Raw genomic sequence first — 26,292 nt, 5'->3', positions numbered from 1 at the left:
ACTGTGCGGAGTACGTATCGATGGCCAAGCGCATCTTGCATGTCGTCACCAACGTTGCCCATTACGCCGACCCCGGCCAACCCACCGGGTTATGGTTGGGGGAGCTGACCCATGCCTGGCAGGTGTTCGCCGCCAGGGGGCATGAGCAGCGCCTGGTCAGCCCCAGAGGCGGCGCCTCGCCCCTGGAGCCCAGGGCGTTGAAGTGGCCATTGCTCGATGGCACGGCCAAGGCCTGGCTGGAGGATCCGGCGAGCTTGCAGCGCCTGGCCCACACTGCTCATCCAGATGAGTTGCAGGGCGCGGACTTCGATGCCATCTACTTCACCGGCGGCCATGGAGTGATGTGGGACTTCCCCGACGACCCGGGCCTGCAGCGCCTGACCCGGGAGATCTTCGAGCAGGGCGGCATCGTGTCTTCGGTCTGCCACGGCTACTGCGGGTTGCTCAACACGCGGCTCAGCGACGGCCGGCTGCTGGTGGAGGGTCGCCGCCTGACTGGTTACGCCTGGATCGAGGAGGTGCTGGCGGGCGTGGCAGGCAAGGTGCCGTACAACGTCGAGCAACTGATGAAACAGCGTGGGGCACGCTACGAGAAGGCCTGGTTGCCGTTCACCACCAAGGTGGTGGTCGATGGCCGGCTGGTGACGGGGCAGAACCCGCAATCGGCCAAGGCCACGGCCGAACAAGTGGCGGCCTTGCTCTAGCCCATGGTCCCAGGCTGGAGAAGACTGGCCCGGGTGGGTTTTGCCAAGGGGGGCTACTGCGCCCGGGACGGCACGGGAGATGCAGCCCGCTATGCCCAGGCAGCCATCGAGCGTGCTTGCGTGACCAAGGCCGTGGCGCGCCGATGCCGTGGTGATCGCCGCCGGCCTGGCTTCGGCACCCTTGCTGGCTCCTTTGGGCTGCGCTTGCCGATTCACCCGGTGACGGGGTACTCGCTGTCCTATCCCCTGGGCCGGATCCCGCGGCCGAGCGTCGGCGCGGTGTCGATCCTGCACAAGGTAGCCTGGGCGGCCTTCGGCCAGACCTTGCGCTTCACCGGGTTCGCCGATGTCGGGCAACCCGGACCGGGCAAGATCGAGCAGCGCTTTGCCGCCCTGCAGCGTTTCGCCGAGCAGGTCTGCCCGCAGCTGCGGGGCGTTACCGCGATGCAATGGCTCGGACAGCGGCCGATGACCCGGGACAACCTGCCGTTCCTCGGCACCTGCCAAGTGCGCAACTTGCTACTCAACTGCGGCCACGGCGCCATGGGCTGGACCATGGCCTGCGGCTCGGCGCGGATCGTCAGCGACCTGGTGGCCGGACGCCAGCCGGCAATCGACCTGGCGCCGTATCGCTGGGACCGCTATGGCCTGTTCGGGCGGCGCGGTGATCAGCGCTGGTCCAGCTCCAGATAGCGGCTGGTGCGCACGATGCGCTCGCGCTCTTGGAAACTCACCAGCTGGCTGGCCAGCGCCGAGCTGTCGCCGCTGCGCTTGATCTGCGCCAGGACTTGCTGCGTGGCATGGATGGCCGCGCGTTGCAGGTCGGAAGGGATGATCACCAGCTGATAACCCAGGGCCGCCAGTTCCTCGACCGGCATCATCGGGGTCTTGCCGCCATGGAACATGTTGATCAGCTTGGGCCCGGGGATCCGGGCAGCGATTTCGCGGATCTGCTGAAGAGTCTCCGGGGCCTCGACGAAAATCATGTCGGCACCGGCCTCGACATAACGCTGCGCCCGTTCCAGGGCGGCGTCGAAGCCTTCGACGGCGATCGCATCGGTACGGGCGATCAACACCAGGTCCGGATCGTCCAGGGCCTCGCGGGCGACGCGCAGCTTGCGGCACATCTGCTCGGTATCGATCAGCGACTTGTCGTCCAGGTGCCCGCAGCGCTTGGGAAACGCCTGGTCTTCAAGGTGCAGTGCCGCCACCCCGGCACGTTCGAAGGCACGTACCGTACGTTCGACGTTGGCACTGCCGCCGAACCCGGTGTCGGCATCGGCGATCACCGGCAAAGCGCTGCCGTCGACGATCTTCTCCACGCGTTCCAGGACCTCGCTGAAGCTCAATAGGCCGATATCCGGCAGCGCCGCGGAGCGGGCGATGGCTCCGCCGCTGGCGTAGACGGCTGAAAAGCCGGCCAGTTCCACCAGGCGCGCCGAGAGCCCGTCGTAGACGCCAGGGGCTACCAGGCTTTCGCCGCTGGCCAACAGATCGCGTAGTTTCCTTGTGTTTTTCATGGTGCCTCCCAGGGCTGGCGGGTGTCGTTGCTTGGATAGGCAAAGCTTGGCCCTGGGCATTTGTTATGTCTAATATTCTAATTATCCAAAATCAGAACGTAGAACATTCCATGGAACTCCGGCACCTGCGTTACTTCGTGGCCACCGCCGAGGCCCAGAGCCTGACCAAGGCGGCCCAGGTCCTGCACATCGCCCAACCGCCGCTGGGCCAGCAGATCCGCGCACTGGAAGAGGAAATCGGCACGCCGCTGTTTCACCGCCAGGGCCGCGGCATCGTCCTCAGCGATGCCGGCAAGACCTTCCTGGTTTGTGCCCGGGACATCCTGGCCCGGGCCGAAGAGGCCAAGGTCCGGGCACTGCGGGCCGCGCGCGGGGAGATCGGCAGCCTGACCCTGGGGTTCACCGAGTCGGCCTCGTTCAACGAGGGCATGACCGCGTTGATGCGCCTCTACCAGCAACGCTATCGGCAGGTGCAGATCAACCTGGTGGAGGGCAACAGCGAGACCCTGGTCGGCCGGCTGCTGGAGCGACAGATCGATGCCGCCATCGTCCGCCCGCCTTTTGCCGGGGGTGGCGACCTGGCATTCCAGGTCCTCAGTGAAGAGCCGCTGATGGTGGTGCTGCCCGATGGCCATCCCTTGCTCGCCCGCGAGCGCCTGGATCTTGCGGACCTGCGCGATGAGCGCTTCATCCTCTATTCGCGCAAATCCGGCTACGGCCTGAGCGCCGAGATAGTCAGCGCTTGCCGGGCCCAGGGCTTCAGCCCGCTGATCCACCAGCAGGCCCCCCAAGTGTCGTCGGCGGTCAACCTGGTGTCGGCCGGCATGGGCATTGCCCTGGTGCCGGCCTCGATGCAGCGGATGGCCCGTCCCGGGCTGAACTTTCGCCAGCTGGCCCTGGAACAGCCACGGGCGACCCTGGGCCTGGTGACCCGTGCGCAAACGCCTTCTGCGGTGGTCGACGGCTTGTTGCTGTGCGCCCGGGAGATTCTTGCCGGGGGCTGATGCAGTGCCCCTGTGGCCCGCAGGCCAAGCCTCGTCATGAATCCTGCGCCGTCACTGGAGCGGGCATTGCCCAAGCGGCTGCCTCGGTGCGAATATCCAGGCCGATATCATTGTGACCTGGGGGATTTCGTCGATGAGCGTGACTGCCTCGATCTGGTTTTTCGCCGTACCGTTCGCCATTGCCGCGGCCATTCCCGGCCCGGCCCAGGCCGCGATGCTGGGGCAGGTGGTGGCGCGCGGGGCCCGTTCCACCTTGCCGTTCATCGGTGGCATGGTCCTGGGCAATGCGCTCTGGCTGCTGGTGGCCACCCTGGGCCTGGCGGCGCTGGCGCTGCGCTTCGAGTACTTGTTCATCGGCGTCAAGTGGCTCGGCGTGGCCTTCATCCTGTTCATCGCCTGGAAGCTGTGGTCGAAGAACCCCACGCAGCCCGAGGCGCTGGCGAAGCGCTCGGCCGGCCGCGGGCTGCTCGCCGGAGCGCTGCTGACCCTGAGCAACCCCAAGGCGGTGGTGTTCTTCGGCGCGGTGCTGCCCCATGCCTTCGATCTGACGGCGCTGTCCTGGCCGGAAGTGGCTTTCATCACTGCACTGGGAGTCGGCATCGACCTGAGCATCCAACTGGCGTACCTGGTGACCGGGGCGCGGATCAAGCGGGCGATCCAGTCGCCCAGGGCCATGCAGCGCCTGAACCGCACCTCGGCCGGGGTCATGACCGGTTGCGCCGGTTGGATGGCCATTTCCCGCTGAGGGCAAGCAGGCAAAGAATTCTGGCGTTCCCCTACATAAGGATATCGATACGGCATGAACAGACATTCCCACCTGCTATTGGCCATCGCCTTGCTCGGCGCCGGCACGCCGCTGCTGGCCGCCGAAGGTTTCATCGGCCAGGGTTTCGCCCAGGATCGCGGCTACGAGCCCGACGGACATGGCGGTTTCAAGGGTACGGGCAAGAACCAGGGTTCCGATTACGAGTTGCAGAAGGACGGCTCGCTCCGAGGCACCGGCAACAACTTTGGTCGCGGTTATGCTCCGGCCGACGATGGCGGGCTCAAAGGCACCGGGCTGAACAAGGGCGCCGGTTTCACCCCGGATGGTTCGGGTGGCTACACCGGTACCGGCACCAACTACGGCCAAGACTACAAGTCCGATGGCAAGGGTGCCTTCCACGGTGAAGGCAGCGCCTGGGGTGGCGGCTGGGCCTCCGATGGCAAGGGCGGCTACGAGGGGACGGGCGAGAACCGCAAGCGTGGTTATGTCTCCGATGGCCGTGGCGGATACACCGGTACAGGCAAGAACCAGGGCAGGGGGCTGGAGCCCGATGGCCGTGGCGGTTTCATCGGCACCGGAGACAATGCCGGCGGTGGCTGGGAACCGGATGGCTACGGCGGCTACAAGGGCACCGGCAACAATCGTGGAGAGCGCTGGCGCCCCGATTGACCGGCAGCGGGCCTGCCGCGTGTGTGCCGGCAGGCCTGACCTGGCCAGGCGCTGTTGCGAGTTGCAACACAGCGCTGCGCGCTGGCGTATCGCCGGCTGATGGCAAAGTGTGTATAAAGCTTCGCCCGAAGGGCTGCACCAGGCCCGCGCCCAAGGAATAGTCCCCTCCATGCTTCGGCTCTTGCTCCCCGTCCTGCTCCTGGCCCTTGCCGGTTGCGCCACCAAGCCTCCGGCCAACCCCGACAATCTCTGCGAGATCTTTCGCGAGAAGCCCAAGTGGTACGAAGCCGCGCAGAAGATGAACCAGCGCTGGGGCGCGCCGATCCAGGTGCCCATGGCGATGATGTACCAGGAGTCGTCGTTCAAGCACGACGCCTTGCCACCGCGCTACTACTTCTTGGGCTTCATTCCCTGGGGCCGGGTCAGCACCGCCTACGGCTACGCCCAGGCCAAGGATGAAACCTGGGCCGACTACAAGAAGGACGCCGGTGGCTGGGGGGCAAGCCGCGACAACTTCGCCGACGCCCTGGATTTCATGGGCTGGTACATGCAGAAGAGCTACAACGTCAACCGCACCTCCAAATGGGACGCCTACGGCCAGTACCTGAACTACCACGAAGGCTGGGGTGGCTATCGCAACCGCAGCTACGACGCCAAGCCCTGGTTGAAGAACGTATCGCTCAAGGTCCAGGCCCGGGCCTCGCTGTTCGGCGCCCAATACCGCAGCTGCGAACAGGAACTGGCCCGCGGCGGTGGCTGGTTCTGGTGAAAGCAGGGCGGGACAAGCCCCTTTCGGGCTGAGCCTTCGCTGGCTTTGCGAAACGGGTGGGGTACAGCAGACATTCGGCACTGGCCGCCCCCTACGGGGCTTCACTGACGCTCTACAGGCCCTCGGAGCCCTTTGGCCACCTGGCCCTCGCCAGACTTCCTGGCTCCGCTCATCGCTTCTGGAACGGTATCCAGCGCAACATCGGCGCCGCGTAGCTAGGCTCAAGCGGTTGGTTTTCTCCAGGCACCGCATGTCCCTAAAGACAGCAGGAACCCCTATGCGTTTATTCGATGAAGAAAAAGACCGCCCGGACAGTGCTTCCACCAGCCTCAGCGGCAAGCTGTTGGACAGCACCATCGCGGCAAGAAAGATATTCATCACCGGCGAAGTCAATCACAAGATGGCGACGATCGCCGTCCAGCAACTGCATGCGCTGGCCCACCTCAGCGACGACCCGATCATGGTGTTCATCAGCTCCCCGGGTGGCCATGTCGAATCCGGCGACATGATTTTCGATGCCATCCGCTTCATCAAGCCCAAGGTCATCACCATCGGTTCCGGCTGGGTGGCCAGTGCGGGCTCGCTGATCTATGTCGCGGCAGACAAGGAAAACCGCTACTCGCTGCCCAACACGCGCTTCTTGCTGCATCAGCCCTCTGGCGGTTTCCAGGGCCGGGCCCTGGACGTGAAGATCTACGCCAAGGAAATCCTCTGGATGAAGGATCGGCTGAACAAGATCTTCGCCAAGGCCACCGGCCAGCCGCTGGAAAGAATTGCCGCCGACACCGAAAGGGATTTCTGGCTGAGTGCAGAAGAAGCCGTCGAGTATGGCCTGGTGAACAAGATCGTCACCACCGAGGCTGAAATCATCCAGTGAGTGCTGGCCGCACATTGGCAGGGACCTGAAGGCCAATACCGGCCGCGATGCAGTGGGATAGCCGGGACACTGTGCACAGTGTCCCGGGGATGAGGGAACCCGGGCGGTTAGCTCAGGCTCCTATCAGACCGCAAGCCCGTGGGAGCGCAGGCGATCCGGCAAGCCGCCAAGGTATCCGGTTCAGGGACGGTGTTGGTGTGGGGCCTGCATCGTGCGCAAGCAGCTCATTTGTCGCCGGGCCGGAGCATTGGTGGGAAACAGCGCCTGGTCCGGCTGCCATCGCGCCAGTGCACAGGCCGCGGCGATGCGCTGGCGCTGCTGGCCTCGAGCAAGGGCGTGCAAGAAGCTGCTTTCGCTCTGCTGGCGCCCCAGCATATGGCTGATACCAGTCTGCAAGCTGGCGCCATGGGTGCACCACCAAGTGGCGATTGCCGCAGGGTCCGGCCAGGGCAGGTCTTCATCGGGGTCCATCGACACATTGGGGTCTTCGGGGTCATCGTTCGGCCCGACATCGAAATCTGGTAACACCTGCAGTTCCAGGTCGAGGAGCGCCAGGTCGGCACCGGTTATCAGGCTGAAGGCCTCGCCGGCCACCCGGGCGTACGGCAGGTCGTGCATCTGCTGGATCAGCCAAGGCACGCTGAGTGGATCGCCCAGCAGGCCAATGGCCCGGATGCCGGTGCGTAGCTGCCCGGGGTTCTCTATCAGCTGGCAGATCCAGCTGATGCTGGCTTCGCGTCGTTGCCAGGCCAGCAGGACACACAGCGCACGGAACTGGAACTGACCGGGTTGCTCGGCGAACAGCCGCAAGGGTTCCAGGGCTTGTTCGTCACCCATCTGCGCGCTTGCCCAGTTCACCCAGAAGCGCGTGGCCACATCCCCATGCTGGCAGTGTCGATGGAGAGCCGGCAGCAGTTCGCGCCGTCGCAGCTCGCCGGCCGTACGGGCAGCACGTGTCAGCACGCCGGGGTCGGCATGGGCCAGAGCCGTCTGCAACGTTGGGCCGGGATCCCGCCGGTGCATACCGCAGGCCGCCAGGCCCAGACGCTGGAACAACGGCGTGGAGGACGCGAGCATGGCTTCGATCCAGGGCGACAGGTATTCCCACTCCAGCCAGCCCAGGGCCATCAGGTAACCACGCTCAGTGCCCGTCGCCCCCTTGAGGTGCTCGTTCACCCGCGCCAGGCCCTGTACATCCTGGGTCTGGAACGCCAGGACCACGCTGGCGAACATTTCACCGATGGTATCCGGGCCCAACTGTGTCAGCAGGACCTGCAAGCCAGCGGGGCCAGCGATTCGCAAGCCATCCAGATGAGCTTCGATGCGTTCGTCCAGCCGCCCCAGGTCATCCAGATCGTAGTGGGGCGCACGCACTGCGTAATCGTGGAGCAGGATGAGAAAAGCCGCTTCTTCGGCGTGTTGTTCGACCATCGAGGCAATGAATGTCATGGCGGCTACACCACCAGGCGACCGAAGAAGTAGCGCCTGCCGATTTCCAACTGCAGGGGGGAGGCCAGGTACTGGTCCAGCACGGCGCTGGCATTCAGGGGTTGGAACTGACCATGGCGGTCATAGAAGCTGGAGCAGTCGATGCCCGAGTACACCTCGAATGTGCGCCTCCAGAGCAGGAAATTGCTCCAGTCGAGCCAGGCGTCCGGGTCGTTGGGCACCAGGGCCTTTCTCATGAGCCAGGCCTGGCGGTTCACATCGACGACGGTGCCAGCGAGAATCGAGAGTCGGTCGTTGCCATGCGGCGCTTGCAGTTGCGCCAGCCGCGTATCCACGGCATGCCGGTACTGCGCGTCGTCCAGGCTGCTGTCGTAGAACTCGGGTTCGCCTTCGAGAGGGTCGAGCAGGTTGGAGATATTGGCTTCCACGGCTTCCCGGTCGGCCTGGCGCTCGAGCGCGCAGCGGGCTTCGACCATGAACGGGACCAGCCACATCACCCCCGACCACTGGGCCGCGAGGCTGGCTTCGATACGCAGGTGGTCCGGGCCCTGGATCATCAGCTCGGCGAGGAAATCCAGGTCGGACTCCAGTCCCGCATCGGCGGTCAGGCCCAGGCAGGCGCTGACCAGGGTCGGCACGCTGGCTTCATCCAGGATGACCTCCCTGAGCCGGGAGACATGGCTGAAATCCCCCCGCTTGGCGCTTTCCAGGATCGCGGCCAGGGCCATCCACGGGTCGTCGTCCTGCCAGGCGCCTGGCGCCAGCAACTGGGCGGGGGGCGCAGCGGCGAAGTGATAGCCACGGCCTTTCCAGTAGAAACAGCCTTCGAGGAAGCCGGGACGATCGATGTACTTGTAGTGGCTGGTATTCATTTTCAGGGCCTGCGCAAACTAGTGGCGCGTGAATCTTGCAATGCACTGAGTTGGGTTTCGAGCTTGGCACACTTGCGACCGGTGGGCGCCAGGTTTCCCTGTCCGGCAGGGCAGCCGCCGGCCGCCTTGGGAACCCGATGGGCGACGGGTTCTCCTGGCGGTACGCCTTGCCAGGCCATGTAGCCGGGCCTGTTCATCGCCCAGTCGTTCTCGATGTTCTTTTTCTCGCGAATGCTGGTCTTGTAGTACTTGTTGCAGCCACTGGGCGCCTTCCCGGCAGGAGGCAGTAGGTGCCTGCACTTGGGATCGGCGCGGACCTTGGCCAGCAGGCTCGCGTTCTGCGGGCTTTGCGCAGTGTCGTAGAACTGGTCTTCGGAGAGGTATTCGCCTTTCGCCTGGGCTTCACTGTGGGCTGCGCCGCCACAGCATTCACACTTGTGCTTGCCCGGCACCCTGGAGTCCTGTTGCACCGGCGCATATTTGGCCGTGTTGACCATGGGCACCGCGGCATTGGCGACCGGGCTGGCATGGTTCGACGTGGTGAGGTCGGTATGCCGGTCGATGTTCTGGCCTTCGAACAGCACATCCAGGGTCCACGAAACGAAATAGGTCTTGCCGGTGATCACATGGGTGATGATCCCGGCCCCCTGGCTGCGGGTCGCTGCCTCATCGCCCAGGGGCGAGGTCTTGTAGTAGGAAAGATTCTTCAGCATCACCTCCTTGCGCTTGATCTTCACCGTCCTGCTGCCTTTTTTCATGTCCCGGGAATAGGAGGTATCGGGATAAGGCACCGGAATCGGCCCTGCCGGAGGTGCCGGGGGCGTCAGGCACACATCCGGGAACGCGGCGATGACCTTGCCGCCGCCTGCCTTGCAGGCAATCTCGTCGCCGTTGGCGTAGACCTCGCAGCTCATGATCGACTCCCGGTTGGCCTGGCGTCGCGCACCACGGCAACTGCCCGTGCACCGCCCAAGGCGCTAGTCATGCACATCGCATTTGTTCCAGGGGCGTAGCCTTTGCGCAGCGCCTGGTCTGCAAGAATCAGCTGGATGATCCCGGCAATCGCCCCGGTATCGCCCATGGCCTCGGACCAGTGCCAGAGCGGTTGGTCCTCCTTTCTCACGACTCGTGCCAGCCGGGCCTGCATCAGGGGAAGCTCCTTGAATCCGTATTGCTCTCCAGTGGCATCGGACAGGCGCAGGTCGATTTCATGGAAACCCAGCCGGGCCTGCGCCAGCGCCGTGCGCGCGGCGGCGGCCAGACCGTCGCCGCGCAGCGGTTTGCCGGAGAGCAAAGGGGCAGGTTCCTGGCCGACACCCAGGCCCGCCACCTGCAGGCAGGTGCCAGGCAGGCTGTGGGCCTGGACCAGGATCGCCGCGGCACCCTCGCCGGGAAACAGGCCGTCCCGGTTGATCGCCGTCTTCAGCCGACGATCGCCGTCCAGCCATCGCAAGGTCGAAGCCGCCAAGAGCGAGTCGACCCCGCCCACCAGGCAGGCTGGCGCGTGCGTCTCGCGAATCAGCCGGCCAGCTTCTTCCAGGGCGTGCATGGCCGCCACATGCCCGGTCGGAATGATCCTGGAATGGCCCAGGTGGACCTGGATGCCCAGCGTGCCCGACAGCTCCTGGATAATCGTCTGGGCCAGGGCCCTGATGTTCACGCCAGGGCGCTCCGGCTCGGCCAGACACAGCAGGAAGGGTATCGCCTGCCAGTCCAGTCGCGGTGTGCCTGCCAGCAACTCGCCCAGCGCCTGCAGCATGAGATGGCACAGGCGCGCGGGGGCGGGCAGGGTCAGGTCAATACCGGGAACCTGTGCGCCAATGATGGGTTCGGCCGCGTTGTCCAGCAATGGCAGCTCCTGCAAGGCCGACAATCCGGCGCGCTTGGCGGCGCACGCGCTGGCCACGCTGGTGCCGACGGGGCAGGTCAGGCCCATGCCGGTGACGAACAGGGAGGTACCGTCCACGGGGTTTAGCTCGCCTCTGGTGCGGGTGACGATGTGGCTGTCGCCCAGTGGATCAACAAGTCCAGCGACTTGAAGTGCTGCTTGCCCTGCATGCGTCTTTCATGGGCCCGGGCTTGCTCGAAGCGCTCGAGCCTTTGCCCGACGATCACCTTGGCGACTTCCCTGATGTTGCGGCCCAGGGGCGAGGACGCCCGCCAGGTCAGGACCAGGCGTTGGGCATCGGGCTCGATCAGGATGGTATCGACCACCGCTGTGGTTTCCCGGACGTTGTCATCGTGAAAAACCACCAGCATCACAAGCTTGAGGTTGGCCGGCAGCCGGAATGCGGTCCTGCCTCGGGCATCGAGATTGAGCAGCGACACTTCTTCCGCGCCTTGGGGGTAGTCGATCTGCTGATCCTCGGGGGCGCACTGGAAATAGTGCAGGTCGAAATCTTCCGGCAGGAAGGGAAACTGCTGGTCCAACCACGCCTGGTCGTAGGTGCCGGCCCAGTGGATGCGCTGCTGCCAGGCCCGGCCCACCGGGCCGAATGCCATGGGCCGGTAGTCGCCCCCAGGGTCGGTAACCGGGGTGTCCAGCTCCTCGCTATTGGGCAGGGGCAAACCGTGGAGTTGCTCCAACTGCGCGCCCGGATGGAAGCCAACGCCGGTGTGATTCCAGGGATACCATTTGTGTTGGCTGGCGTCGGCAGGTGTCCTGTCCACGCCACCGAATGCGTGGGCATAACTGACGGGCATCCTGGTGAACGGCGCGGGGTCGCCAACCGAACACGAGAAGGCACTGGCCTCGTAGACCCGTGGCCCGACGACCTTGAACGCCTTGACCAGGCTGCCGATCTTCAGCGCCACGTTCACCTGGGTGACGGGCTGCCCGTTGGGCGCATGGCAGTGGCCATTGAGCAGCACATCGCAGCGTGGCTTGTACAGGGCAAAGTCATTTTCGTACAACGCCGGCGACTCTCCGGGGGCGCCGGGAAAGACATCCGCCATGACCAGCGGCAACTGTTGCTCCAGCAGCCGTGGCGCATGGCCGTGGTGTTCGGGAATGCCATAGGTGCCCTTGGCGACCAGCACCAGCCACTCGCGGCCGGTCTTGTCGGTGGAGGTGGTATAGCCGGCCTCCAGACGAGTCTTGTTTATCAGTTCCATGGCCCTGTCGCCTCAGTTGATCTGCACCGATCCGCCCTTGATTCGATTGACCCCCGATGATCGACTCGACAGGTATGCACCGCGGATCAGCACCTTGCCTTCGCGGGTGAGGGTGATGCTGGCCTTGCCACAACGCAGGACGATTTCCCGTTCTGCGCAGAGTTCCAGGCGCTCGCCATCAAGATGGGCGACGGCAGGCGCCGCGCTTTCCGGCAGGCGCTGGATACGCCCGATCACCAACGGCCGGGCAAGGTCGCCAGCCTCGAACATCAGGGCTACCTGGGCACCGATGTCTTGGCGATCGAGCACCGTGGTGGTACGGGCCACCAGCCCGCTGGCGAGCGGGCAGCCGGGAAAGGCCACCACGGGGGCCTGGGCACTGGGCACATCCAGCAGTACGCCCAGCACGACCCCGTCCATCCGGGTGGGGGCGCAGGTGGCGGGAGGCAGGCATTGCACGGTCATGACGCAGGCTCCATGGCTAGTTCTGCAATATCTTCTGACCCTTGACGACGACATTCCGGCTGGCCTTGATGTGGATGGCGCCGGTGCCGTCGAGGGTGATGTTCTTGCCGCTGATTGTGATGGTGCCGTCTTTTTTCAGGGTGATGCTGGCGTCGCCCGTGGTCAGGCTGATGGAGTCGCCGGCGTCGAGGATGAAGTGCTTGCCAACGTCCAGGCGGTCGTCCTGGCCAATCTCGGTACCGCGATTGCGGGCCACGTCGCGGGATTCGTTCTGGCCGATACGGCTGCTGTGGTTACCATCGATCTCGATGCTTTCGTTGCCCTTGACGTTTTCATCGCGGTTGCCGCCAATGGCGATGCTTTCGTTGCCGCCCACGTCTTCGCTCCGGTGGCTGGCGATGGTGATGTCTTCGTTGGCGCCGACCTTTTCCGTGCGGTTGGCACCGATGGTGATGGTTTCGTTGCTGCCTACGCGCTCGGTGCGATTGACGCCGATGGTGATTTTTTCATTGTTGCCGACCTCTTCGGTACGGTTCACGCCGATGGAAATGCTCTCGTGGTTGTCCACTCTTTCGCTGCGGTCGTGCTTGACGCGCACGGTCTCGTCGTTATCGATGGTCTTGCTGCGGTCGTGGCCGACCCAATGGGTTTCGTCGTTCTCGACCTCGATGTCCTGGTTCTTCTCGGCGTGGATGAACAACTGCTCGGCGCCTTTCTTGTCCTCCATGCGGATTTCATTGAAGTTGGCCGATGAGCCGTCCTTGCTCGAGCGGCTTTTCACTCCGCTCTGGGTGGCATTGGCCGGCAGTTTGTAGGGCACGGCCTGCTCGGCGTTGTATACGCGACCGGTGATGATCGGGCGGTCGGGATCACCCTCGAGGAAGCTGACGATCACCTCCTGGCCGATCCGCGGGAGCTGGATGGCTCCCCAGTTCTTGCCGGCCCAGGCCTGGGAGACACGAATCCAGCAGGAGCTGTTTTCGTTGGACTGGTCATGACGATCCCAATGGAAATGCACCTTGACCCGACCGTACTGGTCGGTCCAGATTTCCTCGCCATCGGGGCCGACCACCACTGCTGTCTGGGGGCCGCGGACAACGGGCATCGGGGTCAGATGCAGGGGCCGGAAGACTTGGTTGGCGTCCATGCAGTCCAGTTCGCTGAGGAATGGCTCGGCCAGTTCCGCTTGCCCGCTTTCATAGGCTTCCTGACGGATCTGGTATCGGGCGACCACCACCAGGTATTCGCGGTTCTGATCGGCACGGTCGTAGCCTGTCAGCTTGAACAGGTGGCCTGAACCCAAGCCACGGGCCCGCCCGCGCAGCTGCACGCGTTCGAACTGGCTGTGAATGGCCTCGATGCGGGTGCGGGCGTAATGCTCGCCATCGTTGCTTTGCAGGTATTCGCCGGGATAGTCGTAGAGCGAGTGGTCGCTGTTGCTGTGGTTGCGCGGCACACTGGAGCGGACTTCGAGGCTCGCGCGCGGACGCAGGAAGTCGTAGTCGTTCAACGCCAGCGAGCCGGATTGTACTTCCCGTGCCAGTTGCCAGTCGTAGAAGTGGTCACGCTCGCGCATCTGCTGGTCGGATGGATAGAAGGGCACTGACGCGTAGCCTGGCGCGGTGTCATGGGCGCCGTAGGCATCGGCCAGCACCAGTACGTGGCGGTCCTTCTCATGGCGAAAGTAATAATAGATGCCTTCCTGCTCCATCAGCCTGCTGACGAAGTCGAAGCTGGTCTCGCGGTACTGCACGCAGTATTCCCATTGGCGATAGTTGGTGCTCAGGCTGTCTTCGAAATCGGAGAAGCCCAGGTCGCGAAACACCTGCTTGATGATGTCCGGCACGTTCTGGTTCTGGAAGATCCGGCAGTCCGAGGTCCGGGTGAGCAACCAGAACCAGGGCCGCAGGGTGACGCGATAACTCGCGAACTGACCATGCCCGGTCAGTTGCCGGCAACCGCAGGCGATGCCGTGGAAGTAGCGTCTGCCGCCTTCGGGCAGTTCCAGGCCCAGGCACATCGGTTTGCCCAGCAACTGGTCGAACCTGATCGCACGGTCCTCGGAGGTGAGGTCCAATTCGTAGTGGAACAACCGCCCCAGTTCTTCACTGCCCTCCATGCCCTGCAACAGCAGGACGTTTTCGCCAAGGGGACTATCGACTTGTACTAGGCGGGTGCTTTGCGTGATGGGCATGCACGGCTTCCTCTGGCAGGTCTCGGGACGTCAGTCGGCCGTCGGGGAGCAGGGCAGGAGTAGAAGAGGGGAGCCGTGTTCGGCGTCGTTATCGTTATTCATCCGCACAGGGGATCTCCGTATCGTCCGTGTCATCTGCACCTGAAGTTTTAGCGCTATTGGCCGGCTGTCAAGAAACGCTCCTGTTCCAGGGGCGGCCACTGCCTCGGTGCAGGTCCGCTGCCCAGTGATCGCCTGCTTAGTCTGTTTGGCTATTGAAATTATTTCCAAGGCCGATAGATGGCGGTTGGCCCGCTGTTGCCAAGGGTCGCCGCCCTGTAAAGAAAGAGGAGCCGGGAGCAGGGGCGGCTCCCGGCAAGGACTGGCTCCAGGCCAGGTGGCCCGCGCAGAACGCGCGGGCGGCGGGGGATGGTGGCCAACCCGGGAGGGCTGGCCCGTGTCGATCAGACCGCAAGCCCGTGGGAGCGCAGCCAGGCGTCCAGTGCCAGCGCAGTTTCCAGGCCATGCCGGCTCATCTGCGTATTGAAGTAGCCCTCGGGCTGGCGCAGTTCCTCGGTGACATGAGCGTGGGAGACGATGCCGAACACCGGGTTGCCGACGTCCTGCAGCAATTGCTCGGTGCTGCGGCGCAGGAAGCGTTCATAGCCCAGGTTCGCCGAAGTCGGATAGGGGCTTTTCCTGCGCTTGAGCACCGCCTCTGGAACATAGTCGGCACAGGCCTGCTTGAGCAGCCACTTCTCCTGGCCGTCCTTGCTCTTGATCGACCACGGCACGTTGTAGACGTACTCGACCAGTTGGTGATCGGTGAACGGCACACGTACCTCCAGGCTGTTGCACATGCTCAGGCGGTCCTTGCGATCGAGCAGGATCACCATCCAGCGTTTCAGGTGCATGTGGCAAATCTCGCGCATCCGCCGTTCCTGCGGGCTGTCCTGGGCCAGGTGCTCGACCTGGCGCAGGGCATCGTCGTAGCTCGCCTGCTGGTACTTGGCCAGGTCGCACCGGCGGGTGAAATCCGGGTTGATGAAACCCGCCTGCAAGTACACCCGCGATGCCCAGGGAAAGTTCGCGCTGGCCACGACCTTGGGATCACGGAACCAGCTATAGCCGCCGAACACCTCATCGGCGCCTTCGCCGGAGATGGCCACCGTGGAGTGCTTGCGGATCTCCCTGAACATCAGGTTCAGGGAGGTATCCATGTCGCCGAAGGTGAGCGGCACGTCCTTGGCCCGGAACACCTCGCGGCGGGCCAGGTCGCTGACAAGCTCCGCGTTGTCGATGAGCACGGTCTGGTGCTGGCTGCCTATGGCTTTTGCGGCCAGCAAGGCAAAGGGCTGGTCCAGGTCGGGACGTAGGTCGTCGCTCTTGAAATGCTCGGCCTGGCCGGTGAAGTCCAGGGAGAAGGAATTGATATCACCGCCGGTCCTGGCCTTTTCCAGACGCTGGGCGATCGCCGTGAGGGTGGTGGAGTCGAGCCCGCCGGACAGCAGCGAGCACACGGGAACGTCGGCATGCAACTGGGTCCCCAGCGCCTGGGTGACCAGCTCGCGAGTCTTGTGCACCGTGGTCTGCACATCGTCCTGGTGCTCCTGGCGGCGTACCTCCCAGTAGTTGCGCAGTTTTATCGGTCCATTGGGACGCCAGGACAGGAGATGGCCGGGAAGCAGCTCCATCAGGTGCCTGAACGGGGTCTGGTCGGTGCCCTTGGACAGCGTGAGCACATCGGCCAGCCCGGTGGTTTCCAGGGTCGCGGTGAATTCCGGGTGAGCCAGGATGGCCTTGATCTCCGAGGCGAAGAGCAGGCCATCGCGATGCCGGGCGTAGAACAGCGGCTTGATTCCCAGGCGATCGCGGACCAGCAACAGGTGGCCATCGCGCCCGTCGAACAGGGCGAAGGCGAACATGCCGGTGAGGTATTCGCAGCAGCGCTCGCCCCATTGCAGGTAGGCATGCAGCACGACTTCGGTGTCGCTGCGGGTCTGGAACTCATGCCCCAGTTGCCGCAGCTGCTCGCGTAACGCGTCGTGGTTGTAGACCTCGCCGGTGTAGACCAGCGCGACCTCCTGGCCATCGGCGAAACGATAGATCATCGGCTGGACGCCACCGTCCAGGTCGATGACCGCCAGCCGCCGGTGCCCCAGAAGGGCATGCCGATGCTTCCATGTTCCCTCGGCATCAGGCCCGCGAAACGCGAGCGTATTGGTCATGGCGCGAATTGCAGGATTTTCCCCTTCGAGCCTGCGCGTATAGTCTACCCATCCTGTGAGACCACACATTTAGCAACTCCTCTGATTTATCAATGAGCCGCGTGAGGATGGCCGGAAAGACTTCCATGACGCATGTCGGATAAACCGCAGTGTCTTGCCCCCAGTGCCAATCCATCGCGCGGTAGATCCCGTACCAACACTTGCCTTATTCAGGGTTGCAGGCGTCGTACCTCCCAGCCCTTGTCACTGCGGTCATAGCGCAAGCGTTCATGCAGGCGCTCCTGGCCGTTGCCCCAGAACTCCACGGACTCCAGCCGCAGCTCGAACACGCAGTAACCTGCGGGCCGCGGCAACGGCCCCGAGACCTGCGCCAGCTCCCGGGCGGCGTCGCGCATGGCCTGGATATCCAGCAGTTCCTCGCTTTGGCGCGATACCGAGGACATCGGATGCGTGGCATAGGGCCGGTTCAACCAGGCCTCGTCGGCCTTGGCATCCGGCAAGCGCACCGCCCGGCCGTTGAGGATGATTTGCTGGCTGGTCTCGCGCCAATACAGGACTCCCGAGGCCCAGGGGTTCTGGGTCAGCTCGCGGCCTTTCTGGCTGCCGGCATGGGTGCTGAACAGCAGGCCGGTGTCGGTGATCTCGCTGATCACCACGATCCGGGTCGAAGGCCGGCCCTGGTTGTCGGCGGTGGCCAGGGCCAGCGCCTTGGGTTCACGGATGCCGACGCGGCGGGCGCGTTCGAGCCAGTTGCGCAACACGCCCATGGGCTCGTCCGGCAGGCTCTGGAACTCGGGGAACGGCGCATCCAGGGTACCGGTGAGGGACTCCGACATACCGCTGCCCAACAAAGGCTTGCCTTGTAGTGGATTGTTCATAGCACGATGGTCCCCCGCCCGAAGAGCACGCCATTACCGGAAACTTCGACTCGCTTGAGCTGCTCGGCCCGGCCTTCGGCCCTGGCGAACATCAGTGAAGGTCGACCGATCTCCACGCCCTGGAGAATCTCCACCTGCTGGCCGAACGGCAACTGGCCGTGGCGAGCCAGGTGGATGGCCAGTGGCCCGGCAGCCGAGCCAGTGGCGGCATCCTCCACCACGCCATAGGCCGGCGAGAACATCCGGCTGCGCCAGCGCCGCCCGGAACCGGCAAAGCAGTTGATGGCCATGTCGTGGAAGTTCGACAAGGCGCGGTGATCGGGATGCAGGGCGGACAACGCCTCGATGCTCGGCAGGCCGACGAACACGTGGCGCGGGCCGTTGTGATAGATCTCGATGGGAAAGGTCGAGGACTCGATGCCCAGGGCCTTGAGCAACTCGGCATCGCGGCCCAGGGCCGACCAGGTGGGAATCGGCTGGTCCATGCTGGCGGCGATCACGCTGCCGTTCTGGCGTTCCAGCTCGAAGGCGATGGTGCCCATCTGGGTTTCCAGGTACAGCCGGTGATTCTCGGTATGGGCGCCCAGGGCGATGGCGGTGCCCAATAGCGGGTGGCCGGCGAAGGGCAGTTCGTTGACCGGGGTGAAGATCCTGACCAGCCAGTCGCCGCTGTTGCGCGGCTTGAGCACGAAAGTGGTTTCCGAGAGATTCATTTCCCGGGCGATGCGCTGCATCTGGGTAGCGCTCAGGTCGTCGGCGTTGAAGAACACCGCGACCGGATTGCCTTCCAGCGGGGTGCTGGCAAAGGCGTCGATGATGACGTATTCGTGCATGGGTTATCTCCGGGCCGCCGAAGCGTTGCTGTCGGCGGGGGTATTGATGAGGGCATGGCGCAGCAGGTCGGCCATGATCCGCGGGCCTTCCTGGGTCAACAGCGACTCGGCGTGGAACTGCATCGAGGCGAACGCCGGCCCGCGCAAGGCATGTACCTCGCCGGTCTCGCTGTCGCGGCTGATCTCGATGGTGCCGACGCCTTCGACATCCAGGCGGCTGCTCGTGCTCTGGGCCGCGAAGGTGTTGTAGAAGCCTACCCGCTCGGGGTTGCCGAACAGGTCGATCTGCTTCTGCACGCCCTGGTTGGGGATCTCCCGGCGTTGCAGCTCCAGGCCCAGGCACAGGCTCAGGACCTGGTGGCTCAGGCACACCGCGACGAAGGGCCGCTGCTCAGTGAGCAGGGTGCGGATGGCCAGGTGCAGGTGGTTGATCTTCGGCTGCTGGATCTCGCTGGGGTTGCCGGGGCCGGGGCCCATGATCACCAGGTCGTAGCCGTCGAAGCTGTACTCGTCGTTGAAGCTGCGCACGGTCACCAGCAACCCCAGGGACCGCAGCTGCTTGGCGATCATCGAGGTGAAGGTATCTTCGGCATCGACGATCAGCACCTGGCGCCCGGTGAAGTCGCTTTGCACCTGCTGGCGCTGCTGGCTGTCCATCAGCCAGAAATCCGAGACATAGGCGTTGCGGCTGGCCAGGGCGGCGCGCACTTGCAGGTGGTCGCCAAAGCGCGAGGGGGTCTGGTTCTTCAGTGCGGCGATCAGGCCGGCGGCCTTGGCCCGGCTTTCCGCGGCTTCGCCCAGCGGGTCGGAATGACGGACGATGGTCGAGCCGACGCTGATGCGCACCTGGCCCTGGTCATCGATGTCGGCGGTACGGATCAGGATCGCCGAGTCCAGGGACCGTCCGCCCTTGCCGTCATTGCCGATCAACGCCGCCATGCCGCTGTAGTAGCCACGCCCTTGGGGCTCGTAGCGCCGGATCACCCGGCAGGCGCTTTCCAGCGGGCTGCCGGTGACCGTCGGCGCGAACAGGGTCTCGCGCAGGATATCGCGCACATCGCGGCGGGTCTTGCCCTCGATGAAGTACTCGGTGTGGGCCAGGTGGGCCATTTCCTTGAGGTACGGGCCCCGGACGTGGCCGCCGTCCTCGCAGATCAGCGCCATCATCTTCAGTTCTTCGTCCACCACCATGTACAGCTCTTCGGCTTCCTTGCGGTTGGCCAGGAACTCCATGACTTCGGCCAGGCTGGGGCCGGCGGGCGGATAGCGGTAGGTGCCGCTGATGGGATTCATCACCGCCAGGCCATCCTTGACGCTGATGTGGCGCTCGGGCGAGGCACCGACGAAGGTCCGCTCGCCGGTGTGGATGATAAAGGTCCAGTAGGAGCCTTTTTCCCGTTCCAGCAGGTGCCGGAAGAACGACAGGGCCTTGGTCGGGCCGTAGTCGCTGATCTCCGCCAGGAAGGTGCGCTTGATCACGAAGTTGGCGCCTTCCCCTGAGCCGATTTCGTTGGCGATCACCTGGCTGACGATCTCGGCGTAGCTTTCGTCGCTCAGGTCGAAGCGCTCGCTGTCCAGCTGGATCGGCTCATCGGGCAGCAGCTGCAGCAACTGCTCGATGCCGATGGATTGCTGCTCGGTGATGTTCATTGCCAGCAGCGGCGACTGGTCGTCCACGGCCTCGAAGCCGCGCTCGGCGATCTGCCGATAGGGGATCAGCGTCAGCACGTCCAGGCGCGGTGCGCCGATGGTGGTGGCGGGCAGCTCGATATCCGCCAAGTGGCGGGGTTCCGACATCTTGCCCACCAGGACGTCCAGCAATCCCGGGCCAGTGGCCTCCGGACGGTAGAGCAGGGCAAAGGGCCCGGGGGCCGGTTGCAGGATACGTTCGATCAGCGGGGCGCTGGCCTGGTTCATAGCAGCACCTCATCGGTGGTCACGACCATGGCGCAGCGGCTGGCGGCGTATTCGATGGCCATCCAGTGGTGCTCCTTGCTGAAGTCGGCGATCGCATCGGCCACCAGGAACGGCTGGATGTCGTTGGAATAGGCGTCCACCGTGGAAATCAACACTCCCACGTGGGCGTACACCCCGCAGAGGATCAGTTGGTCACGACCGCTCTCGCGCATGCGCTCGAGCAGGTCGGAATTGAAGAACGCGCTGTAGCGCCACTTGGTCAGCAGCCAGTCGCCGGGACGGGGCGCCAGGGCGTCGACCACCTCGCGATCGCCGGGGCTGGCCTGCATGCCCGGCCCCCAGAAGTCCTTGAGCAATCCTCGTTGCTCTTCGCTCATGCTCCCGGGTTGGGCGGTGTAGGCCACCGGGATCTGGTTATCGGCGGCCCACTGGCGAATGCGTGCGGCATTGCCGACGACGCTTTCGCGCAGGGTCTCGGGCAAGGGCCGCAGGAAATAGCGCTGCATGTCATGTACCAGCAGTACGGCGCGTTCGGGGTCTATATGCCATTGCGCGAGATTGACGGGCAGGTCGCGGGAAGTGGGCAGGGCATAGGGAATGATCGATGGAATGCCGGTCATGGCGACTAACTCCAGTCAGAAAAGGGCGGGTGAGGGCGAGTTCTTCCAGGCCATCACCGCGGTGATGGCTTGCCAGGGAGTCAGGCGCGGATCGCACAGGCTCTTGTATTGGCTGGCGACCCGGTCCAGCTCCATGACGTCGGAAACGCATTCGCTGACCTCGTCGGGAGTGGTCTCCAGATGCAGGCCGGCAGCCACGCCCCCAGCCGCAGTCACGGCATGCTTGAAGGCGATGATTTCCTCGGTGATGGTCCGCACCATGCGGGTCTTGTTGCCGCACGGGGCGACTATGGTATTGCCGTGCATCGGGTCGCTGAGCCAGATGATCTTGTGCCCGGCACCGCGGACCGCTTCGACCAGGGGCGGCAGGCGATCACCGACCTTGTGCGCGCCCATGCGGGCGATCAGGGTCAAGCGGCCCGGCTCGCGACGCGGGTCCAGGCGTTCGCAGAGGCTCAGCAACTGCTCGCGGGTGATGTCCGGACCGACCTTGCAAGCCACCGGGTTGAGCACCTCGCTGAGCAGCGCCACATGGGCGCCGGTCAATTGCCGGGTGCGCTCGCCGATCCACGGCCAGTGTGTCGAGCCGAGGAACACCCGGCCTTGTTCGTCCTGGCGGACCTGGGGCAGTTCGTAGTCCAGTACCAGCATCTCGTGGCTGGTCCAGGCCGGTGAACCGCTCAGTGGCTCCTGGTCCACAGGTTCGCTCCAGCCCAGGTGCTGCATGATGTCCTGGGCGGCCCGATAACCACGCACCAGGCGCTGGGCGTCATGTTGGCGATGGCTGTCGACGGCCTCGCGACCGTTGACCATGTCACCGCGATACACCGGCAACTCGACGTCGCCGATGCGTTCGCTGTTGTTGGAACGGGGCTTGGCGAACTGCCCGGCGATCCGCCCCACTCGCACCACCGGCTGTTGGGTCACCAGGCGCAATGCACCGGCGAGCATGTCGAGCACCGCGGCTTTGCGGGCCACGTGGTTGGGAGAGCTCTCGCTCATGTCCTCGGCGCAATCACCGGACTGGATGACCATCGCCTCGCCGGCGGCGACCTTGGCCAAGGTCTCCCGCAGCACCAGGACGTCTTCGACGCGAATCAGCGGCGCGCTGTCCCGGAGATAGGCCTGCGCATCGTGCAATTGTGAAGGTTCGCTCCATTGAGGTTGCTGCAACGCTTCACAACTTAGAACTCGGTTCAGTAAGTCTTCCATGATGCGATCACTCTCTGGATGGGATTCAGGTAGGAATGCCTTCGCGCTTGATCTGCGGCACCGGAATACCCAGGGCGCGCAGTTGCTGGAAGACATTCATGAACTCGCGGTTCTGTTTGATCTTGCCGTCCTGCAATTCGAAAGAATGCAGGAAGTGATTTTCGTAATAACCTTCCGGATATCCTGGAAACAGGATCTTGCCGTGTCCATCGCACTCGACCCAGATATGATTGGGATCATCGGTTTCAAATATCTGGATGTTGTACCACTCCCAATCCGGGAAGCACTTGAGTGACCAGACAGCATGTTCGGCCAACTTGGACTTGCCGTTGATGGCAATTGGCGCACCGGTATCCGTGGTCCAGAGGCCGCCAGAACCATCCTCGGTAAATAGCTCGTGACGACGCAGGCGGTCTTGGCCCTTGGTATGCATGTATTGCTCTACGGTGGCGCGATTTTTCCGGCGAAGTTCAGTGGTGTCGTGCTCATTTAGTTGACGTGCAGCGCTGTTTGGCATGGTCTTTCTCCAATGTTTTAAGGACTTGACTTATGAGGCAGGAATACCTGCGCGCTGGATCTTCGGTACCGGGACACCGAGGCCGCGAAGTTGGTCGAAAGGGTTCATGAACTCACGGCTCTGGGTGATCTTGCCGTTGTCCAGTTCGAAGGAATGAATGTAATGATTCTCGCAATATCCCTCGGGATAACCCGGTACCCGAGTCTTGCCACGAGCGTCGCTTTCCACCCAGAAGTGATTGGGATCGTTGGTGGCGAAAATCCGTACATTGTGGAATTCCCAGTCCGGGAAGCACTTCTCGATCCACGCGCCGAGAGCGGCGAGCTTGGCATGGCCCCTGAATTCCAGGGGTTTTCCGGTTTCGTTGGTCCAGGAAGCGACGCTGCCATCCTTGGTGAACAACTCATGGCGACGTAGGCGATCTTTGCCATTAGTACGCATGTACTGCTCGACGGTAGCTCGATTTTTCCTGCGAAGTTCAACTTGATCATCAAAGTCGCTGGGAGCGCTTGAAGCAGTCATGGGCAGCATCCTCACTTAATTAGAACCATCGTTTTCTAAAATAAAGTAAATGTCTGGTTAACTATTTCTGGGCGAAATTAGTTTCAGCCATCAAGAATCTTGCTGTTGTAACGGCGTTGAATGGGGGTTGTTTATACACTTGCGTTTCTTGGCGTTGGAACTACCAGATCTTGTAGCGAGGGTGGCTAAGAAGCCATTCGGAAGGACTGTTTCAGTATCGTGAAGAGAATCGTGCGTTCGTCGTCTTAAGACCGGTAATGGCCTAGTAATATCGAGAGTAGATACTGGCTTATGGCTAGCGAGTTTAACTATATAGTACAAATCTAGTATTAGTACGAAGACGTCTATGGAGCTTCCGATTTACCTGTTGACATGAGTTCAGTTTGGTCTAGTCTCACGACCTCGTTCAAACTTTAGTGGTGTTCAAAATGGAATTAGGACAGCTGTTTGGATGGGACGCTTATTTTTACAGTATCTTTGCACAAGCCGCTGATACTGAAGAATTCAGGGTTATCGCGATGAGAGCCTTGCATGAACTGGGTTTCGACTTCTTTGCCTACGGCATGTGTAGCGTGACCCCATTCATGCGCCCCAGGACATCTATATATAGCAATTACCCCGAGCACTGGGTGCAGCGCTACCAGGGGGAAAACTACGCCTTGATCGATCCGACGGTGAAGCACAGCAAGCTTTCCCCGGCCACGATCCTGTGGACTAACGAGCTATTTCGCGACAGCCCGCAGTTCTGGTCCGAGGCCAGGGATTCGGGCCTGTGCCATGGCTTGGCGCAACCTTCGTTCAATGCCCAGGGGCGAGTCGGCCTGCTGAGCCTGGCACGACGGAGCAAGGCCATCAGCCTCGAGGAGTTCGAGGCCTTGAAACCTGTGACCAGGGCATTCGCCATCGCTGCCCATGAGAAGATCTCTGAACTGGAAAGCGATGACAGCGTGTTCAATGCCCAGGTCGAGTTCAGTGGACGGGAATGCGATGTGCTGCGCTGGACTGCCGATGGCAAGACCTCGGAAGAAATCGGCGTGATCATGGGGGTGTGCACCGACACGGTGAACTACCACCACCGCAACATCCAGCGCAAGATCGGCGCCAGCAACCGGGTCCAGGCGGTGTCCTACGCGGTTGCCCTGGGCTATATCTGAGCCGCTGCCGAGTCGCCTGCGGGCGGCTCGGCCTGTTCAGGCGGTTTCCTGCAAAGGGGTATTGCCACTCAAAGTCGCCGGTGCCAGGGCACGGCGATGCTGTTCGCGATGGGCCGAAAGCTTGATGGCGATGAGTTTTTCATCCTGGTGCAGGGTCGGCGGCCCCAGCCGTTCATAGTGCACGCCATTGATCTGGTAGTAGCGCGCCATGCTCCGGTTGACCACCCCGACGATGGCCTCGGCCCCCGCCTGGCTGGCGACCTTCAGGCTTCTCCAGAACAACGGCATCGCCAATTGTGATTCCCGAGTAGTGAATCGGGTCATTTCCCAAATGGCTGGGTGCCTGGGCGGTGCGCCTGAGCAGGTCTGGCTGAAGACGCCTTCGAGCAGGTTGGGGCAGGTGGTGGGTATCAACCGCGAACAGCCGACGATGGCGCCTTGCCGGTTGATGGCCAGGATATACCGGGCATGTTCGGTATCGTACTGGTCCCATTCGCATTGGTCCGGATGGGGATGGGCCGGCAGTCGCCATCCCAGCCGTTGCACGAACTGTTCGTAGCGGAAACGCCCTAGCGAAAATAGCAACTCATCGTTCATCTCGCTCAGCCTGTGCTCTTCCATGTGCATGCTGGATGTCCTCGAGGGTAGGTAAAGCGGTCCCTTATAGAGGACCGGTATCGGCTTGGCACCTACAAGATCTGGTAGTTTCCAAGGCCTTCCATTGGGGCTGGGCGCTTAACACGGGGGCCGTTCCTGGAGGCCAACACCTCACCGCCCCCTCGTCGGTACCGCTGGGTGTAGTGCAGGTGCGCCATGGTTGGCGATGAGTTCCTGGCCGATTGCGCAGATTCTCCATTGCCCGCAGCGCTTGGCCAGTTCGAAGAAGTAGCGACCATAGGAATAGAGAAGAGGGCCAGGGGCTGGCCCTCGTGCGATCAGCTGCGAATGAATGCCAGCAGGTCGGCATTGATGGTATCGGCATGGCTGGTAGGCATGCCGTGGGGTAAACCGGGGTAGAGCTTGAGCGTGCCCTTGGCCAGCAGCTTGGCCGAGAGCACCCCCGAGTTATGGTGGGGCACGATCTGGTCGTCATCGCCGTGCATCACCAGCACCGGGATGCCGATGCCGGCCAGGTCGGCACTGAAGTCGGTCTGGGAAAACGCGACGATGCCATCGTAGTGGGCCTTGGCGCTGCCCATCATGCCCTGGCGCCACCAGTTGCGGATCACGCCCTCGGACGGTTTAGCCCCCGGTCGGTTATAGCCATAGAAAGGCCCGGCCGGAATGTCCTGGTAGAACTGGGCGCGATTGGCTTCGAGCTGCGCCTGCAAGTCGTCGAACACCGACTTGGGCAGACCTTCAGGGTTGCTCTCGGTCTTGACCATCAGCGGCGGTACGGCGCTGATCAACACCGCCTTGGCTACCGCATCCTCGGGATGCCGGGCGATGTAGCGCACCACTTCGCCACCACCGGTGGAATGGCCGACATGCACTGCCTTCTGTACCCCGAGGTGCTTGACCACCGCCGCCACGTCATCGGCGTAGTGGTCCATGTCGTGCCCGTCCCACACCTGGCTCGAGCGCCCATGGCCACGGCGGTCATGGGCCACCACCCGGAAGCCGTGCTTGAGGAAGAACAACATCTGCGCATCCCAGTCGTCCGAACTGAGTGGCCAGCCGTGGTGGAAGTAGATGACCGGGGCATCTTGCGGGCCCCAGTCCTTGTAGAAAATCTCGACTCCGTCTTGGGTGGTGACATATCCCATGTTCGCATCTCTCTCTTATGTAGTGCAGGAGCGTTGGAGGTCGGTTGCGTACGAGCCTGCGGTGCCTGGCGTTGAGGGGCAATGGTCGCGCGTAGCTAGAGCGTAGCGGCTTTGGCGCGCACCATCGTTCGGGGGCAGCGCGAGTCTGTCCCGGCTGTCCGGGAGTCGAGGCTAGGTTTGAAGCCGACTTGAAGGTCAATACCTTTGGTCGGTCCGCCTCGGCCTGTGTCGCTGGGCGTCATGACGCCCCTATACCGGACAAC

Annotated in this window: 26 protein-coding genes; 8 read left to right on the top strand and 18 right to left on the bottom strand. The window is 63.3% G+C overall.

Annotated features, from left to right (window positions below; genetic code table 11):
• Positions 1–20: 20 nt before the first annotated feature.
• Both CAG11_RS28390 and CAG11_RS28385 read left to right on the top strand, forming a co-directional pair.
• The gene (locus CAG11_RS28390; protein ID WP_022640966.1) at positions 21–704 is read left to right on the top strand and encodes a type 1 glutamine amidotransferase domain-containing protein; all 684 of its coding nucleotides are present in this window, start codon (positions 21–23) and stop codon (positions 702–704) included.
• A 33-nt stretch (positions 705–737) separates the two neighbouring features.
• Positions 738–1,397: an FAD-dependent oxidoreductase gene (locus tag CAG11_RS28385; protein WP_158091446.1), complete on the top strand. Its 660-nt coding sequence runs from the start codon at positions 738–740 to the stop codon at positions 1,395–1,397.
• On the opposite strand, the gene CAG11_RS28380 is transcribed toward CAG11_RS28385, so the two are convergent.
• Complete coding sequence (locus tag CAG11_RS28380) at positions 1,373–2,224, bottom strand: oxaloacetate decarboxylase (protein WP_031320530.1); 852 nt, start codon at positions 2,222–2,224, stop codon at positions 1,373–1,375. The two genes, CAG11_RS28385 and CAG11_RS28380, sit on opposite strands and share 25 nt — an antisense overlap.
• A gap of 110 nt (positions 2,225–2,334) precedes the next feature.
• On the opposite strand from CAG11_RS28380, the gene CAG11_RS28375 reads away from it, so the two are divergent.
• From CAG11_RS28375 to CAG11_RS28355, 5 genes are all read left to right on the top strand, one after another.
• Positions 2,335–3,228 (top strand): LysR family transcriptional regulator, encoded by an 894-nt coding sequence (locus CAG11_RS28375; protein ID WP_085599403.1) that lies wholly within the window; start codon positions 2,335–2,337, stop codon positions 3,226–3,228.
• Positions 3,229–3,361: 133 nt separating this feature from the next.
• Positions 3,362–3,973, top strand: coding sequence for a LysE family translocator (locus CAG11_RS28370; protein WP_085599401.1), 612 nt, complete (start codon positions 3,362–3,364; stop codon positions 3,971–3,973).
• A gap of 54 nt (positions 3,974–4,027) precedes the next feature.
• Complete coding sequence (locus CAG11_RS28365) at positions 4,028–4,663, top strand: hypothetical protein (protein WP_085599399.1); 636 nt, start codon at positions 4,028–4,030, stop codon at positions 4,661–4,663.
• Between the two features lie 169 nt (positions 4,664–4,832).
• On the top strand, positions 4,833–5,432 hold the full coding sequence (locus tag CAG11_RS28360) for a hypothetical protein (RefSeq protein WP_053129805.1): 600 nt from the start codon (positions 4,833–4,835) through the stop codon (positions 5,430–5,432).
• Between the two features lie 277 nt (positions 5,433–5,709).
• On the top strand, positions 5,710–6,309 hold the full coding sequence (locus tag CAG11_RS28355; protein ID WP_085599397.1) for an ATP-dependent Clp protease proteolytic subunit: 600 nt from the start codon (positions 5,710–5,712) through the stop codon (positions 6,307–6,309).
• Positions 6,310–6,489: 180 nt separating this feature from the next.
• Here the strand turns inward: CAG11_RS28355 and CAG11_RS28350 are convergent, their stop codons facing one another.
• The 15 genes from CAG11_RS28350 to CAG11_RS28280 all read right to left on the bottom strand — a co-directional run bounded on the left by CAG11_RS28350 (position 6,490) and on the right by CAG11_RS28280 (position 23,109).
• Positions 6,490–7,758, bottom strand: coding sequence for a TIGR02270 family protein (locus CAG11_RS28350; protein ID WP_085599395.1), 1,269 nt, complete (start codon positions 7,756–7,758; stop codon positions 6,490–6,492).
• Between the two features lie 5 nt (positions 7,759–7,763).
• Positions 7,764–8,630 carry a hypothetical protein gene (locus tag CAG11_RS28345; RefSeq protein WP_177409189.1) on the bottom strand — a complete coding sequence of 289 codons (867 nt, stop codon included), beginning with the start codon at positions 8,628–8,630 and terminating at the stop codon, positions 7,764–7,766.
• A gap of 2 nt (positions 8,631–8,632) precedes the next feature.
• Positions 8,633–9,544: a DUF4150 domain-containing protein gene (locus CAG11_RS34385; protein WP_085599393.1), complete on the bottom strand. Its 912-nt coding sequence runs from the start codon at positions 9,542–9,544 to the stop codon at positions 8,633–8,635.
• Positions 9,541–10,596: a 3-oxoacyl-ACP synthase gene (locus tag CAG11_RS28335; protein ID WP_085599391.1), complete on the bottom strand. Its 1,056-nt coding sequence runs from the start codon at positions 10,594–10,596 to the stop codon at positions 9,541–9,543. Before CAG11_RS28335 ends, CAG11_RS34385 begins: the two co-directional genes overlap by 4 nt.
• Positions 10,597–10,601: 5 nt before the next feature.
• Positions 10,602–11,744: a DUF2169 domain-containing protein gene (locus CAG11_RS28330; RefSeq protein ID WP_085599389.1), complete on the bottom strand. Its 1,143-nt coding sequence runs from the start codon at positions 11,742–11,744 to the stop codon at positions 10,602–10,604.
• Positions 11,745–11,756: 12 nt separating this feature from the next.
• Complete coding sequence (locus CAG11_RS28325; RefSeq protein WP_085599387.1) at positions 11,757–12,209, bottom strand: DUF6484 domain-containing protein; 453 nt, start codon at positions 12,207–12,209, stop codon at positions 11,757–11,759.
• A 16-nt stretch (positions 12,210–12,225) separates the two neighbouring features.
• Complete coding sequence (locus CAG11_RS28320; protein ID WP_085599385.1) at positions 12,226–14,403, bottom strand: type VI secretion system Vgr family protein; 2,178 nt, start codon at positions 14,401–14,403, stop codon at positions 12,226–12,228.
• Between the two features lie 443 nt (positions 14,404–14,846).
• Entirely contained in the window at positions 14,847–16,679 is a 1,833-nt protein-coding gene (asnB, locus tag CAG11_RS28315) for an asparagine synthase (glutamine-hydrolyzing) (RefSeq protein ID WP_085599383.1), read from the bottom strand.
• A 140-nt stretch (positions 16,680–16,819) separates the two neighbouring features.
• Positions 16,820–17,488 (bottom strand): phenazine biosynthesis FMN-dependent oxidase PhzG, encoded by a 669-nt coding sequence (phzG, locus tag CAG11_RS28310; RefSeq protein WP_085599380.1) that lies wholly within the window; start codon positions 17,486–17,488, stop codon positions 16,820–16,822.
• Positions 17,485–18,321, bottom strand: a complete 837-nt coding sequence (locus CAG11_RS28305) for a PhzF family phenazine biosynthesis protein (RefSeq protein WP_022640949.1) — start codon at positions 18,319–18,321, stop codon at positions 17,485–17,487. Before CAG11_RS28305 ends, phzG begins: the two co-directional genes overlap by 4 nt.
• A 3-nt stretch (positions 18,322–18,324) precedes the next feature.
• Entirely contained in the window at positions 18,325–20,238 is a 1,914-nt protein-coding gene (locus CAG11_RS28300; protein ID WP_085599378.1) for an anthranilate synthase family protein, read from the bottom strand.
• On the bottom strand, positions 20,235–20,858 hold the full coding sequence (locus CAG11_RS28295; RefSeq protein WP_022640947.1) for an isochorismatase family protein: 624 nt from the start codon (positions 20,856–20,858) through the stop codon (positions 20,235–20,237). The genes CAG11_RS28300 and CAG11_RS28295 overlap by 4 nt, the downstream gene beginning before the upstream one ends.
• Positions 20,859–20,873: 15 nt before the next feature.
• The gene (locus CAG11_RS28290) at positions 20,874–22,070 is read right to left on the bottom strand and encodes a 3-deoxy-7-phosphoheptulonate synthase (protein WP_085599376.1); all 1,197 of its coding nucleotides are present in this window, start codon (positions 22,068–22,070) and stop codon (positions 20,874–20,876) included.
• A gap of 25 nt (positions 22,071–22,095) precedes the next feature.
• On the bottom strand, positions 22,096–22,587 hold the full coding sequence (locus tag CAG11_RS28285) for a PhzA/PhzB family protein (RefSeq protein WP_031321683.1): 492 nt from the start codon (positions 22,585–22,587) through the stop codon (positions 22,096–22,098).
• A 30-nt stretch (positions 22,588–22,617) separates the two neighbouring features.
• Positions 22,618–23,109 (bottom strand): PhzA/PhzB family protein, encoded by a 492-nt coding sequence (locus CAG11_RS28280; RefSeq protein WP_085599374.1) that lies wholly within the window; start codon positions 23,107–23,109, stop codon positions 22,618–22,620.
• 428 nt (positions 23,110–23,537) lie between these two features.
• Between CAG11_RS28280 and CAG11_RS28275 the strand changes: the two genes are divergently transcribed.
• On the top strand, positions 23,538–24,263 hold the full coding sequence (locus CAG11_RS28275; RefSeq protein WP_085599372.1) for an autoinducer binding domain-containing protein: 726 nt from the start codon (positions 23,538–23,540) through the stop codon (positions 24,261–24,263).
• Positions 24,264–24,299: 36 nt separating this feature from the next.
• Here CAG11_RS28275 and CAG11_RS28270 read toward each other — a convergent pair whose 3' ends face one another.
• On the bottom strand, positions 24,300–24,890 hold the full coding sequence (locus CAG11_RS28270; RefSeq protein ID WP_085599370.1) for an acyl-homoserine-lactone synthase: 591 nt from the start codon (positions 24,888–24,890) through the stop codon (positions 24,300–24,302).
• Between the two features lie 308 nt (positions 24,891–25,198).
• Positions 25,199–26,029, bottom strand: a complete 831-nt coding sequence (locus tag CAG11_RS28265; RefSeq protein ID WP_085599368.1) for an alpha/beta fold hydrolase — start codon at positions 26,027–26,029, stop codon at positions 25,199–25,201.
• Positions 26,030–26,292 lie beyond the last annotated feature (263 nt).

It is taken from the genome of Pseudomonas sp. B6(2017) (assembly GCF_002112765.1).
In the GTDB taxonomy this organism is placed as follows: domain Bacteria; phylum Pseudomonadota; class Gammaproteobacteria; order Pseudomonadales; family Pseudomonadaceae; genus Aquipseudomonas; species Aquipseudomonas piscis.
Note: the sequence above shows the minus strand (reverse complement) of the source record. Positions and strands in the feature narration are given on the sequence as shown.

Bases quoted from the DNA above. Each gene is read 5' to 3' on its own strand.
- CAG11_RS28390 (WP_022640966.1), top strand. From the start codon at position 21: ATGGCCAAGCGCATCTTGCATGTCGTCACCAACGTTGCCCATTACGCC.
- CAG11_RS28380 (WP_031320530.1), bottom strand. From the start codon at position 2,224: ATGAAAAACACAAGGAAACTACGCGATCTGTTGGCCAGCGGCGAAAGC.
- CAG11_RS28375 (WP_085599403.1), top strand. From the start codon at position 2,335: ATGGAACTCCGGCACCTGCGTTACTTCGTGGCCACCGCCGAGGCCCAG.
- CAG11_RS28370 (WP_085599401.1), top strand. From the start codon at position 3,362: ATGAGCGTGACTGCCTCGATCTGGTTTTTCGCCGTACCGTTCGCCATT.
- CAG11_RS28365 (WP_085599399.1), top strand. From the start codon at position 4,028: ATGAACAGACATTCCCACCTGCTATTGGCCATCGCCTTGCTCGGCGCC.
- CAG11_RS28360 (WP_053129805.1), top strand. From the start codon at position 4,833: ATGCTTCGGCTCTTGCTCCCCGTCCTGCTCCTGGCCCTTGCCGGTTGC.
- CAG11_RS28355 (WP_085599397.1), top strand. From the start codon at position 5,710: ATGCGTTTATTCGATGAAGAAAAAGACCGCCCGGACAGTGCTTCCACC.
- CAG11_RS28350 (WP_085599395.1), bottom strand. From the start codon at position 7,758: ATGACATTCATTGCCTCGATGGTCGAACAACACGCCGAAGAAGCGGCT.
- CAG11_RS28345 (WP_177409189.1), bottom strand. From the start codon at position 8,630: ATGAATACCAGCCACTACAAGTACATCGATCGTCCCGGCTTCCTCGAA.
- CAG11_RS34385 (WP_085599393.1), bottom strand. From the start codon at position 9,544: ATGAGCTGCGAGGTCTACGCCAACGGCGACGAGATTGCCTGCAAGGCA.
- CAG11_RS28330 (WP_085599389.1), bottom strand. From the start codon at position 11,744: ATGGAACTGATAAACAAGACTCGTCTGGAGGCCGGCTATACCACCTCC.
- CAG11_RS28325 (WP_085599387.1), bottom strand. From the start codon at position 12,209: ATGACCGTGCAATGCCTGCCTCCCGCCACCTGCGCCCCCACCCGGATG.
- CAG11_RS28320 (WP_085599385.1), bottom strand. From the start codon at position 14,403: ATGCCCATCACGCAAAGCACCCGCCTAGTACAAGTCGATAGTCCCCTT.
- asnB (WP_085599383.1), bottom strand. From the start codon at position 16,679: ATGTGTGGTCTCACAGGATGGGTAGACTATACGCGCAGGCTCGAAGGG.
- phzG (WP_085599380.1), bottom strand. From the start codon at position 17,488: ATGAACAATCCACTACAAGGCAAGCCTTTGTTGGGCAGCGGTATGTCG.
- CAG11_RS28305 (WP_022640949.1), bottom strand. From the start codon at position 18,321: ATGCACGAATACGTCATCATCGACGCCTTTGCCAGCACCCCGCTGGAA.
- CAG11_RS28300 (WP_085599378.1), bottom strand. From the start codon at position 20,238: ATGAACCAGGCCAGCGCCCCGCTGATCGAACGTATCCTGCAACCGGCC.
- CAG11_RS28295 (WP_022640947.1), bottom strand. From the start codon at position 20,858: ATGACCGGCATTCCATCGATCATTCCCTATGCCCTGCCCACTTCCCGC.
- CAG11_RS28290 (WP_085599376.1), bottom strand. From the start codon at position 22,070: ATGGAAGACTTACTGAACCGAGTTCTAAGTTGTGAAGCGTTGCAGCAA.
- CAG11_RS28285 (WP_031321683.1), bottom strand. From the start codon at position 22,587: ATGCCAAACAGCGCTGCACGTCAACTAAATGAGCACGACACCACTGAA.
- CAG11_RS28280 (WP_085599374.1), bottom strand. From the start codon at position 23,109: ATGACTGCTTCAAGCGCTCCCAGCGACTTTGATGATCAAGTTGAACTT.
- CAG11_RS28275 (WP_085599372.1), top strand. From the start codon at position 23,538: ATGGAATTAGGACAGCTGTTTGGATGGGACGCTTATTTTTACAGTATC.
- CAG11_RS28270 (WP_085599370.1), bottom strand. From the start codon at position 24,890: ATGCACATGGAAGAGCACAGGCTGAGCGAGATGAACGATGAGTTGCTA.
- CAG11_RS28265 (WP_085599368.1), bottom strand. From the start codon at position 26,029: ATGGGATATGTCACCACCCAAGACGGAGTCGAGATTTTCTACAAGGAC.